General features: G+C 32.8%; 10 protein-coding genes and 7 tRNA genes. 10 read left to right on the top strand and 7 right to left on the bottom strand.

Annotation, left to right across the window (positions count from 1 at the left end):
• From VK071_01705 to VK071_01660, 10 genes are all read left to right on the top strand, one after another.
• A partial coding sequence (locus tag VK071_01705) for a hypothetical protein (GenBank protein HLR34024.1) occupies positions 1-445 on the top strand: 445 nt, incomplete at its 5' end.
• The gene (locus VK071_01700) at positions 438-1,691 is read left to right on the top strand and encodes an FAD-dependent oxidoreductase (GenBank protein HLR34023.1); all 1,254 of its coding nucleotides are present in this window, start codon (positions 438-440) and stop codon (positions 1,689-1,691) included. The genes VK071_01705 and VK071_01700, both read left to right, overlap by 8 nt.
• Before the next feature lie 286 nt (positions 1,692-1,977).
• Positions 1,978-2,502 (top strand): FmdE family protein, encoded by a 525-nt coding sequence (locus tag VK071_01695; GenBank protein HLR34022.1) that lies wholly within the window; start codon positions 1,978-1,980, stop codon positions 2,500-2,502.
• A 3-nt stretch (positions 2,503-2,505) separates the two neighbouring features.
• Positions 2,506-3,591, top strand: a complete 1,086-nt coding sequence (locus tag VK071_01690; protein ID HLR34021.1) for an iron ABC transporter permease — start codon at positions 2,506-2,508, stop codon at positions 3,589-3,591.
• Positions 3,588-4,340, top strand: coding sequence for an ABC transporter ATP-binding protein (locus VK071_01685; GenBank protein ID HLR34020.1), 753 nt, complete (start codon positions 3,588-3,590; stop codon positions 4,338-4,340). Before VK071_01690 ends, VK071_01685 begins: the two co-directional genes overlap by 4 nt.
• Before the next feature lie 26 nt (positions 4,341-4,366).
• Entirely contained in the window at positions 4,367-5,497 is a 1,131-nt protein-coding gene (locus VK071_01680; protein HLR34019.1) for an iron ABC transporter substrate-binding protein, read from the top strand.
• Between the two features lie 274 nt (positions 5,498-5,771).
• Positions 5,772-6,440: a hydrogenase nickel incorporation protein HypB gene (hypB, locus tag VK071_01675; protein HLR34018.1), complete on the top strand. Its 669-nt coding sequence runs from the start codon at positions 5,772-5,774 to the stop codon at positions 6,438-6,440.
• Positions 6,441-6,472: 32 nt separating this feature from the next.
• Positions 6,473-9,160, top strand: a complete 2,688-nt coding sequence (locus tag VK071_01670; GenBank protein ID HLR34017.1) for an FAD-dependent oxidoreductase — start codon at positions 6,473-6,475, stop codon at positions 9,158-9,160.
• A gap of 78 nt (positions 9,161-9,238) precedes the next feature.
• A complete protein-coding gene (locus tag VK071_01665) occupies positions 9,239-9,580 on the top strand; it encodes a hydrogenase maturation nickel metallochaperone HypA (protein ID HLR34016.1) in 342 nt (113 codons plus the stop codon).
• 235 nt (positions 9,581-9,815) lie between these two features.
• A complete protein-coding gene (locus VK071_01660) occupies positions 9,816-10,826 on the top strand; it encodes a DUF5692 family protein (protein ID HLR34015.1) in 1,011 nt (336 codons plus the stop codon).
• Positions 10,827-11,139: 313 nt separating this feature from the next.
• Here the strand turns inward: VK071_01660 and VK071_01655 are convergent.
• The 7 genes from VK071_01655 to VK071_01625 all read right to left on the bottom strand — a co-directional run bounded on the left by VK071_01655 (position 11,140) and on the right by VK071_01625 (position 12,432).
• Positions 11,140-11,216 (bottom strand) — tRNA-Arg (locus VK071_01655).
• 7 nt (positions 11,217-11,223) lie between these two features.
• Positions 11,224-11,297 (bottom strand) — tRNA-Cys (locus VK071_01650).
• 430 nt (positions 11,298-11,727) lie between these two features.
• Positions 11,728-11,801 (bottom strand) — tRNA-Gly (locus VK071_01645).
• Positions 11,802-11,820: 19 nt separating this feature from the next.
• A tRNA-Gly gene (locus VK071_01640) sits at positions 11,821-11,895 on the bottom strand.
• A gap of 136 nt (positions 11,896-12,031) precedes the next feature.
• Positions 12,032-12,118, bottom strand: a tRNA-Tyr gene (locus tag VK071_01635).
• Between the two features lie 34 nt (positions 12,119-12,152).
• Positions 12,153-12,228, bottom strand: a tRNA-Thr gene (locus VK071_01630).
• 127 nt (positions 12,229-12,355) lie between these two features.
• A tRNA-Asp gene (locus tag VK071_01625) sits at positions 12,356-12,432 on the bottom strand.
• Positions 12,433-12,483: the final 51 nt, after the last annotated feature.

Below are 12,483 nucleotides of genomic sequence, written 5' to 3'. Positions count from 1 at the left end.
AGTTTATTTGTTAGAAACTTTTAATTTAAATATTGAAAACTTAATTACTGAGAAAGAAAGAGAATTTCTACCCTATTTTGTAAAAAATGATAAATATGAAGATATTCTAAAAGAATTTAATATTAATCATATTTTTATTTCATCTGAAGATATTCATATACTAGATGATATAAGAGAGTTCAATGAATTCTTAGTTAAAGAATTTTATAATAAAGTTTCAACGAACCAAAATCTAGATTCCTTTATAAAAGTTGAGAATGCAATGAATAATTTTATAAGAGAATATAATTTTTTTAGCAAAATTGCTAATGGGTCAAATAAAGGCAAAACACCAGCTGAAGTTGTTTTAGAAAGATCAATAGAAAATGGTGCAGATTTAGATACATTGCCTCTTTGGCTTCTTGCCTTAATAAATTCTCCAAAGCGAGGCGATAGTAGTGAATAAAAAAAATTATAAAATTGCAGTTATTGGTGGAGGACTTTCCGGTTTATCCATAGCTGAAGGTCTTCAAAATAAAGGGTATAAAAATGTAACGCTTTTTGAAAAAGAAGAGCGTATTGGTGGAAAACTGCATAGTATTTGGTATAAGGGAAAATCTTATGAATTGGGAGCTATTTTTGGATTACCTTCATATACAAACCTTCGGAAACTTATGAAAAGATTAAATATTAAAGTAGATGGACCAAAGTTATCCCGCACCAATTATAATGCAGATGGCCAAAAAATTATGCCAATACCAAAAGAAGATTTAGAAGGTTTTTTATATGAATTAGAGAGACTACCTAAAGTTCTAAATTTATATAAATCTCTAGAGAATGCTTATATTGAAAATATAGAACCACCACTAATGTTGCCTTTTTCAGAATGGTGTGACATACATGGATTTAAGATTTTAAAGACCATATATACACATTACTTTACTATTTTTGGTTTAGGAAATCTTGATGAAGTCCCAGCACTTTATGTACTTAGAATTATGAACTATAATCATTTAATGTCTTTTATGAAGATTCCAGAGTTTTATACGTGGAATGGTGGAGTTTCAACATTGGCAAAACACTTAGGTCGAGAAATTAAAGATATTAGACTAGGTCAAAAGGTAATAGATATTTCTCTATCTTCTAGAAAAAGTCTGTGGGTTCAGACTCAATTCGAAAGACTTGAATTTGATAAAGTTATTATCACTACTCCACTAGATCAATTTTCACACTTACATTTTTGGGATAAAGATATGAAAAAATATTTAAATAGTATAAAATATCAAGATTTTAATGTCTATGCTTTTGTTGTAGAAAATGTTCCTAAAGGTTGTGGCTGCATATTAGAAAATTTATCAACTAGTAGGCAGGGCCATATTACTATATGGGATTCTAGATGGGATATAAATCAAAAGGAAGGAATGGTAATACTTTATGCATATAATCCACCTAGTGATTCCAAAACATCCCCTTTAGATTATATTAAAGACGATTTATATAGATTAGGTGTGGAGAATCCAAGGCTATATCAGGCTAAACGTTGGAAACATTGTCCTTATGTAGACACTCCTACTTTACAAAATGGATTTTATGATAAATTAGAGAGCATACAAGGGGAAAACAATATATTTTTAGCAGGGGAAATTATGAGTGCCCTTTCAATTGAAAATACAATTTGGTATTCTAAGGACTTATTAGATAGATTTTTCTAAATGAAAATTTTTAAAAAACTCCTTAAGTGAATTATTTAGGGAGTTTTTTACATTCAAGTATATTTTACATATATAATATTAAAAGAATTTAGTATAGAGGGTATTTAAGAGACAATTCATTATAAATAGTGTAAATTAATCATGAAATAGAAAGGTTGAAGGTGTTGGAACTTCAACCTTTCTATTTCTTTGATTGTTATTTTAACTTTATATACAATAGGATTGACAATATAATAACAACTATTGTTATAATGATAGCATAAATTTTATATTAGGAGGAGCTAAGATGAACAAAGTATTATGGGAAAAATGTGTAGAATTTCATGGACATGAATGTCCGGGTCTGGCCATTGGATTTAGGGCAACTGAAATAGCAAAAGAGAAAATGCATTTTAATTTTTCTCAAGATGAAGAAATAATATGTATAACAGAAAATGATGCCTGTGGAGTAGATGCTGTTCAAGTTCTAACTAGTTGCACAATAGGAAAGGGAAATTTAATTTTAAAGGATACTGGAAAGATGGCCTTTACATTTATAAACAGAAAAAATTGTGATGCAATTAGATTAATGTTGAAACATGATGAGAAAAAAATGGAAAGGGAAGAAAAACAACGATATATTTTAGAGGCACCATCAGAAAATGTCTTTAAAATTGAAAAAGTTAATGTGAAATTACCAGAGAAAGCTAGAAGATTTACTACCATTATATGTGAAAAATGTAATGAAGGCGCACCAGAACATAAACTGCGACTTCAAGAGGGAAAAAAAGTTTGTCTTGATTGCTTTAATGAATATTCTAGGGGTTGGTAAACTGTGGATACTAAGAAGTATAGAAAAATACCTTTTCAAAATAATGAATATAAACAATATACAAACAAAAAGAAATTTATTATTACTTCTTTATTGATTTTAACAATTCTTGCATTTTTCTGGGCTATAACTGCAGGTGCAACTAGTCTTAAACCAAGGGAGGTAATTCTAGCTATCTTTGGTTTAGGAAATACCAAATCAGTCTCTATTATAAGAAATATTCGTATGCCAAGGGTAGTGTTGGGTATGTTAGCAGGTGCAGGATTGTCAATGGCAGGATGTATTATGCAAAATAATTTAAAAAATCCTCTGGCATCTCCTTCCACCCTTGGAATATCACATGCAGCTGCCTTTGGTGCTAATATTGCTATTATTTTACTAGGTGCAGGTACTGTAGTTAGCACTGGATTGGGTGAAATACAAATCTATAATCCTCATATTGTTACGATTTGTGCAATGTTCTTTTCCATAATTTCAACCCTATTGATTATATTATTATCAAAGTTAAGCCATTTTTCTACTCAGAGTATTATATTAGCAGGTGCCGCACTAAGTTCTCTATTTTCAGCAGGTACTATGATTATTCAGTACTTTTCAAAAGACACAACTAAAATAGCAGCCGTCGTCTTCTGGACTTTTGGAGATTTAGGTCGGGCCTCTTGGAATGAAATTTTAATAATGGGTATTTTAATCCTTTTATCTATGGCTTATTTCATATACCATCGATGGGATTATAATGCACTAGACGCTGGAGATGAAATAGCTAAGAGTCTAGGGGTAGATGTGGAAAAAATAAGGCTTGGTGGAATGTTTATAGCTTCCATTATTACTGCCGTTACCGTATCATTTTTAGGTATTATAGGATTTATAGGTTTAATTTGTCCCCAAATTACAAAAAAATTAATTGGTAGTAATAACAAATATCTCATACCTGCATCAGCCATTATGGGGTCACTTATATTACTTATATCAGATACATTGGCACGTATAGTTATATCACCACAAATTTTACCAGTAGGTGCTGTAACATCTTTTCTTGGGGCACCATTATTTCTTTATTTTCTTATAAAGGGGGACATAAATCAATGACTTTATTGGCCGAAAATATAAGCTTTTCATATCCTAAAAATGATGTTCTTCATGATATAACATTTTCATTAAAAGAAGGAGATTTACTAGCAATCTTGGGAACTAATGGAGCAGGTAAATCCACACTTTTAAAATGTCTAAACAGAATATTAAAACCTCAATCAGGAACTGTATATATAAATGGTACAGATAACTCTGTACTAGAAGAGGTAGAATTAGCTAAAAACATTGCATATGTGCCACAGAGTCATAGTTACTCAACGCAAACAGTCTTTGATTTTGTTTTGCTTGGAAGAAGGCCATATATTAAATGGGATCTAGAACAAGAAGATATTAAGGTTGTAGAGGAAGTTTTACATTTACTAGAATTAGAGGATTATTCAATGCGTTATACCAATGAATTAAGTGGGGGTGAGTTACAAAAAGTTATTATAGCTAGGGCCCTTGTTCAACAGCCGAAAGTTTTATTAATGGATGAACCAACTAGTAATTTAGATTTAAAAAATCAAATGGAAGTTCTTAGTACAATTAGAGAGATAATTGATACACAAAAAATTTCAGCAATAATTACTATGCATGATTTAAATTTGGCCCTACGTTTTGCTAATAAATTTCTTTTACTAAAAGAAGGTGAACTTTTTGATTGGGGAGATGCAGGAATTTTAAATCCAGAATCAATTAAAAGTGTATATAACCTAGATGTAGTAATAAAAGATTATTCAGGTATTCCTGTAATTATTCCAATATAAATATAATTAAGAAAGGAAAGATGAAAATGAAAAAGAAAATAAGTATATTATTAACAATAATATTACTTTCTATGTCAGTACTATCTGGATGTACACAATCAGGAAACAATCAAGACCATAAAGAGAATCTGACTGAAGCCAGTAATACTAATACCCTGGAAATAACAGATATGGCAGGTAGGGATATAAGCTTAGAAGGCCCAATTGATAAGGTGGTAGTCATAGGTTCTGCCCTTAGGCTTTATACCTATATAAATGGCACTGAAAAACTTGCAGGAGTTGAAAAAAAACAACAATCTCCGGAAACTGGACGTCCTTATATAATTGCTAACCCTGAATTAGAAAATCTACCTATAGTAGGAGAAGGATTCCCAGCTAATCCAGATCCAGAACTACTTATAGAAGCCGATCCAGACGTTATTATTGCGGGAGATATTTTAGATGTAGCTGAAATCGAGGAGCTACAAAAAAAGATAGGCATACCCATAGTAGTAGTGAGTCGTGGTGATTCAACAGTTTTTGACGAGGATATGTATAAATCTTTAGAAATTATAGGAAAAATAGTTGAAAAAGAAGATAGAGCAGAAGAATTAATTGACTTTATGGAAGATTGTAAAGCCGAACTTACTGATCTTACAAAGGACATTCCAGAGGATGAAAAGCCAAGTATATATGTAGGTGGTCTAAGTTATAAAGGAAACCATGGAATTGAAAGCACTGAGGGCGATTCCCCTATATTAAATACAATTGGTGCTAAAAATGTAGCTGATGAAATAGGTAAATCTAATTCTATAATGATTGATAAAGAGCAGCTTGTTAAATGGGACCCAGATATACTTGTAATCGATGAAAATGGACTAGCCCTTGTAAAAGAAGATTATAAGAAAAATCCAGAATATTATAAGGAATTAACTGCTGTTAAAAATGGACAGGTTTATGCCCAACTACCATGTACTTCGTATCATAAAAATATTGAAACAGCTATAGCTAATATATATTTCCTAGGAAAAGTATTATATCCTGAAGAATTTAAAGATATAAATGTTATAGAAAAGACAGATGAAATTTATACCTTTATGTTAGGTGAGCCCTTGTATGATATAATGGCTGAAAAATTTGGTGGATATATCGAAATCGATTTAGAGGATGGATTTTAGTCAATACCATTATTTTTTACATCCAAGATATGTTTACAAACAAATTTGTTAAAACCCTAACTATCAATGCTAAATATAGGAAGTTCTTAAAACTACAGTGTTAACTACTCATTAAAGTGAATGTGCTTAAACGTTGAAATTTCAATACTTAAGTTTTTTTGATTAGTGTTTTGATTTTAGGTACAATTAAAGTGATAAAATGATAACAAAGTAAAAAGGATTATTATACTATTATAAAAAATAATGAAAGTTTATAGAAAGGTGGATGTATATAATGAAAACCTTTAAGGTATTAGAAATTAAGGAAAGCGTTTTTGAAGACAATAATCGTCAAGCAGAGCTTTTAAGAAATAAGTTAAAAGAGAATAAAACTTTTTTATTAAACTTAATGTCCTCCCCTGGTTCAGGTAAGACAACTACAGTTTTAAAAACTATTGAAGCTCTAAAAGATGAGATGAACATAGGAGTTTTAGAGGCAGATATAGACTCAGATGTTGATGCCAGTACCGTTGCTGAAACTGGTACAAAAGTTATTCAATTACACACAGGAGGAATGTGCCATTTAGATGCTGATATGACAGCACAAGGAATTGATGGACTAGGAATAGAAAATATTGATTTTGCTATTTTAGAGAATGTAGGCAACTTAGTCTGCCCAGCAGAATTTGATACTGGGGCATCTAAAAATGCCATGATTTTAAGTGTACCAGAAGGAGATGACAAACCTTTAAAATATCCTTTAATGTTTTCAAAAGTAGATGTTTTATTAATTAATAAAATTGATACAATAGATTATTTTGATTTTGATTTAGAAGCTGTTAAAGAAAGAGCAAGAAAATTAAATCCAGATATTAAAATAATCCCTATTTCTGCAAAAACAGGAGAGGGTATTGATGAATGGGCAAATTGGCTACGCTCTGAAATCAAGGACTGGAAGGCATAATACAAAGTTTAATTCTATTGGAGGGATAATTTATGAAAAAAGATAAAGTTTTACAGCTAGCTAATCGTATTGGTAATAAAAAACATGGTTCAAAATCATCATATAAATACACAGATCCTGAATATATGATTTTAGAACCAGTTGTTACAAATGAAATGGCAGAAATGGGACTATTTTTGGAATTTCGAAATCCTAAATCTGCAAAAGAAGTGGCACAGTTGTCTGGAAAACCTGTAGAAGAAACAGAAAAACTATTATGGGATTTAGCTATGACAGGCGCTTGTTTTGTAGGTAAAAAAGATGGTGTAGATAAATACTGGCTTGAAACCTGGATACCTGGCGTTATGGAGATGATGGTTAACCATAAAGAAAACGTTAGAAAATATCCACAAATTGCAGAATCTTTTGAAGCCTATGGAAGAGTAAGAGGACCTCAAACAGCGGGAGTATTTCCTGTGGGAAAAGGCCTTATGCGTGTTATTCCTATTGAAATGGCTATTGATGGTGAAACTAGAAGCGCATCCTATGAAGAAATATCTAAATATCTAAATGAAGCTGAAATATTTTCAGTTTCCGACTGTTCTTGTCGTACAGCAAGAGAAATTATGGGAGAAGGCTGTGGACATTTGAAGGAAGATATGTGTATTCAATTAGACCATGCTGCTGAATACTATATAAGAACAGGTAGGGGTAGAGAAATTACTAAAGAAGAAGCTTTTGAAATTATAAGAAAAGCTGAAGAAAATGGTTTAATGCATCAAATCCCAAATACAGATGGACCGGGAAAAACTCATGCTATTTGTAATTGTTGCAGTTGTAGTTGCTTTTCTTTAAGAACTGCTACAATGTTTTTAAATAATGATATGGTCAGATCCAATTATACGTCTCAAGTAGATCCGGATAAATGTGTAGCCTGTGGCGAATGTGTTCAAGTTTGTCCTGTTAATGCTTTAAAATTAGGACAAAAGTTATGTGAAGAAACACAAGTTGTAGAAGAGAGGATTGATTTTCCATCTAATACTGAATGGGGACCAGATAAATGGAATCCTGATTATAGAACTAATAGAGAAAATGTATTGGATTCTGGAACAAGTCCATGTATAACTGAATGTCCAGCCCATATACCTGTCCAAGGCTATATTAAATTAGCCTCCCAGGGTAAGTATACTGAGGCATTAGAACTAATTAAAAAACAAAATCCTTTCCCAGCAGTATGTGGACGTATTTGCCCTAGAAAGTGTGAATCTGCATGTACTAGAGGCAATGTAGATGAGCCAGTAGCTATTGATGATATTAAAAAGTTCATTGCAGAACAAGATTTAAATGCTGATAGACGCTATATACCTGAAAAAAGGCATGATTACGGAAAGAAAATTGCTATTGTAGGCGGTGGTCCTTCTGGATTATCCTGCGCTTATTATTTAGCCATAGATGGCTATAAGGTAACAGTATTCGAAAAACAAGAAGCTCTTGGTGGTATGTTGGCTCTTGGTATTCCTTCTTATAGATTAGAAAAAGATGTAATAAATGCAGAAATCGATATATTGAAAAAACTAGGTGTAGAATTCAAAACTGGTGTAGAAGTAGGTAAAGATATAACTCTTAATGAATTAAGGAAACAAGGATATGAAGCATTTTATCTAGCAATTGGTGCTCAATCAGGTAGAAAACTAGGTGTTGAAGGTGAAGAAGCTGAAGGTGTTATTTCAGGTGTAGACTTTCTATTAGATGTTAATTTGGGTAACAATGTAAATATGGAAGGAGATGTTGTAGTAATTGGCGGTGGTAATGTTGCTATAGATGTGGCAAGAACAGCTACTAGGGCTGGGGCATCAACAGTTGAAATGTTCTGCTTAGAAAGTAGAGAAGAAATGCCAGCCCTTGATGAAGAAATTAATGAAGCAATGTCAGAGGATATTGGAATCAATAATTCTTGGGGCCCAAAACGCGTTCTTACGGAAAATGGTCGTGTTGTAGGTATAGAATTTAAAAAATGTATATCAGTCTTTGATGAAACAGGAAGATTCAATCCTAAGTTTGATGAAAATAATATTAAGACTATTAAAGCAGATAAAATACTACTTTCAATCGGTCAGGCAATAGACTGGGGTAATATATTAGAAGGATCAAAAGTGGAATTAAATCGAAATAATACAATTAAAGTAGATCCTAAAACGTTACAAACAGGTGAACCAGACATCTTTGCGGGTGGAGATGCTGCTACAGGTCCTAAGTTTGCCATTGATGCTATAGCTTTAGGCAAGGAAGGTGCAATTTCAATTCATCGTTATGTTCAACCTGGGCAAGATTTAATTCTTGGCCGTGATAGAAGAGAATTTAAAGCATTTGATAAAGAAAGCATAGACTTAGCAGGATTTGACCGTCTTCCAAGACAAAGAATCCCACATGTAGATGGCGCTAAAGCTAAGACTTCTTTTGAAGATTTACGAGCTACACTTACAGAGGAACAAGTTCAGAAAGAAACAGATCGCTGCTTAAGCTGTGGAGCTACTGTTGTAGATGAATATCTTTGTATTGGTTGCGGACAATGTACTACTAAGTGTAAATTTGATGCCATCTCTTTAGTAAGAAATTATGATGAAGAAAATGTAGCTTTCCAAGATTTAAAACCGGTAATTGTGAAAAATGTAGTTAAACGTAAAGGCAGAATGATTACTCATAGTATTAAGAAGACCTTTAGTGGTTCAAATAAGAAATAAAATAAATTATTATTTTTAAAAATAGTGGGTGATTGCCCACCCACTATTTTTACTTATAAAGAATAGGGGTGCATTAATTTGCATGAATTAGGAATTATGATTAATGTTGTTCAAACAGTCGAAAATTTTGCAAAGGAAAATGAAATTACAGAGATTGATACTTTGGTACTTCAAATTGGAGAACTGTCCTCTGTTATACCAAAGTTTGCTAAAGCTTGCTATCCTGCTGCAGTAGATGGGACTATGTTAGAGGATACAAAGTTAGAAATTGAAACATTACCAGGAAACGGTATGTGTGATAATTGTAAAGAAGTATTTAATTTAATTAAGGCTGATGGGAAATGTCCAAATTGTGATAGTAAGAATTGGGAGTTGCTCAGTGGTAGGGAATTTTTAATTAAAGAGATTGTTGCCACGTAAACTACCACCACTTATAGAAGATGGGAAAATACTTGCGCGTCAGGTTAGAGAGCCTAAGATTTTACAGGTATAGAGCCATAGGTTCGTTAAATATGGTTAATTATAGATTCTTATTTATATTATATATAGAATTTGCATAAAAATATTTGTATATTTTTTATCAAATATTTTTCATAAAGATATTTGTATATTTTTTATCAAATATCATAACTATATTATATAAGGGGGATTATATATGTTTACATTTAATTATGCTGAAGGAGCATCTTTATTTTCAGCTTGGGGTATGTGGTTTGTAGTTTTTGCTGCATTATTTTTATTTAACGAATTTTCAAGAAGGTCAAAGTCAGGTGGATTTATAAGTTTTATTGTTTTACCAGCTGTATTGTCCATTCTCTGGTTTACAGTTCTAAGAGATACAATTTATACAGATTGGTTTCACCTGGCAAAAGTATATTCTGCTACTGCAGGATGTATAGGTTTCTGGTTCATAAGACATTATAAAAAGAAAGATAAAATCACAGGAAAAACTCTTTGGAAACTCTCAGAAAAAAAATTTGCTTTAATTTTCCCACCATTAATTCTTGCTATTAATATTATAGAAGCTGTGGTTCGTGATTTTCAAATAGGTAACCTTGGACTTATGAAAGAACTATTTGAAGGAGAAATCATGATGAGTGGTCCTTGGAATTATATGAATGGTATTGCAGGGATATTAAATACTATAACTATTACTGGATGGTTTGGAATTGTAATAAGAAAGAAAATTAAAAATGATAAAAGTATGGATATGCTATGGCCAGATATGATGTGGTTCTGGATAATAGCTTATGATTTATGGAACTTTGCATATACTTATAACTGCCTACCAGGTCATGCATGGTATTGTGGCCTTGCATTATTATTAGCACCTACTCTTTGTGCTTTTACTATAGGAAAAGGAGCATGGCTACAACATAGGGCTCATACCTTAGCTATATGGTGTATGTTTTCACAAACATTCCCTGCTTTCCAAGATCAAGGAAAGTATCAAGTAATGTCAACATACAATCCAAAAATATACTTTGCAATAAGTCTTGCTGCATTGATAGCAAATATTATGGTATTTGTATATATGATTTATAAAGCTACTACTACAAAGAGAAACCCATACCTTGGGGAACTTTACATTGATTCACCACGATATAAAGAAGTTAAATCTCTTGGAGAACCTTCTGTATTAGATTCTGAAACTTCAGTAATATAGGATAAAAAACTTTATAAGCTTTAAAATCTTTTAAACAGGGACTAAGAACCATAGTCCCTGTTTTTTTATTGTAGCTATAATTTTCCTGTTAAAATAACAGGCCTTAAAGTTTAGGATAATATACATTGGAGCTTTATATAATTTTTCTTTGTTATTATTTTTATAATTATTTTATATTCTAATGCCTCTATGTCCTATTTTCCTCCAACATTAAAGACAATAGTATCTAATTCAGATTCATTATTTATTCATTATTTACAAATATCCTAAAAATAAAAAGTCCTTTTAACAGTATTGTTAAAAGGACTTTTATTGGCGTGCCCAGAAGGACTTGAACCCTCAACCTCTTGATTCGTAGTCAAGCACTCTATCCAGTTGAGCTATGGGCACTTATATATGGAGGCGGCACCCAGATTCGAACTGGGGATAAAGGTTTTGCAGACCTCTGCCTTACCACTTGGCTATGCCGCCATATTTAGTTTTGTTAATATAAGAACTTCTAGTGGCTAGAATAGCTTACGAACTAAGTGATTCACACAAAACAAAAGCATGTTTTGGTTCTCTACTTATGCCTTACCACTTGGCTATGCCGCCGTATTATTTAGTTTTGCTAATATAAGAACTTTTAGTGGTTAGAATAACTTACGAACTAAGTGATTCACACAAAACAAAAGCACGTTTTGGTTCTCTACTTATGCCTTACCACTTGGCTATGCCGCCGTATTTAGTTTTGCTAATATAAGAACTTCTAGTGGCTAGAATAGCTTACGAACTAAGTGATTCACACAAAACAAAAGCATGTTTTGGTTCTCTACTTATGCCTTACCGCTTGGCTATGCCGCCATACTATATATTATTTGAAAAAAATTATTTTGTGAGTAAAAAATATATTTAAATATTATGGAGCGGGTGAAGGGGATCGAACCCTCGCAACCAGCTTGGAAGGCTGGGGCTCTACCACTGAGCTACACCCGCATAGTAATTAAAATACAAATGGAGCGGAAGACGGGATTCGAACCCGCGACCCTCGCCTTGGCAAGGCGATGCTCTACCACTGAGCCACTTCCGCATAATTTAAACAATCCCTATATAGATATAATTTAATTATCTATAAGGACCATATCCACTAAGCGATTCACACCAAATCGAAAGGCTTGATTTGGGTTCTCTGCTTATACCACTGAGCCACTTCCGCATAACTTAAATGGTGGAGGAAACTGGATTTGAACCAGTGAAGGCAAAGCCAACGGATTTACAGTCCGTCCCCTTTAGCCAGACTCGGGCACTCCTCCATAATGAGCCTATATACACTCTTATTATTAATCATGGAGCTGGTGAGAGGACTTGAACCCCCAACCTACTGATTACAAGTCAGTTGCTCTACCAATTGAGCTACACCAGCATGATATAAAATTATAATACCCTTTAACTTACTACTGGTCCATTACTCATTCCCTAAGCGATTCACACCAAATTTACAAACCTAATTTGGGTTCTCTGCTTATACCAATTGAGCTACACCAGCATGATGGCGACCTGGAAGGGACTCGAACCCTCGACCTCTAGCGTGACAGGCTAGCATTCTAACCAACTGAACTACCAGGCCATACCATGTTTCATTTTTTATATGGTGGGCGCAATAGGGCTCGAACCTATG

Source organism: Tissierellales bacterium, assembly GCA_035301805.1.
Taxonomy (GTDB): domain Bacteria; phylum Bacillota; class Clostridia; order Tissierellales; family DATGTQ01; genus DATGTQ01.
This window is presented reverse-complemented; position numbering and strand designations above follow the sequence as displayed.

What these genes read in the sequence shown, in the direction of transcription:
- VK071_01685 (HLR34020.1), top strand. Translation starts at nt 3,588, where the DNA reads ATGACTTTATTGGCCGAAAATATAAGCTTTTCATATCCTAAAAATGAT.
- hypB (HLR34018.1), top strand. Translation starts at nt 5,772, where the DNA reads ATGAAAACCTTTAAGGTATTAGAAATTAAGGAAAGCGTTTTTGAAGAC.
- VK071_01680 (HLR34019.1), top strand. Translation starts at nt 4,367, where the DNA reads ATGAAAAAGAAAATAAGTATATTATTAACAATAATATTACTTTCTATG.
- VK071_01695 (HLR34022.1), top strand. Translation starts at nt 1,978, where the DNA reads ATGAACAAAGTATTATGGGAAAAATGTGTAGAATTTCATGGACATGAA.
- VK071_01660 (HLR34015.1), top strand. Translation starts at nt 9,816, where the DNA reads ATGTTTACATTTAATTATGCTGAAGGAGCATCTTTATTTTCAGCTTGG.
- VK071_01670 (HLR34017.1), top strand. Translation starts at nt 6,473, where the DNA reads ATGAAAAAAGATAAAGTTTTACAGCTAGCTAATCGTATTGGTAATAAA.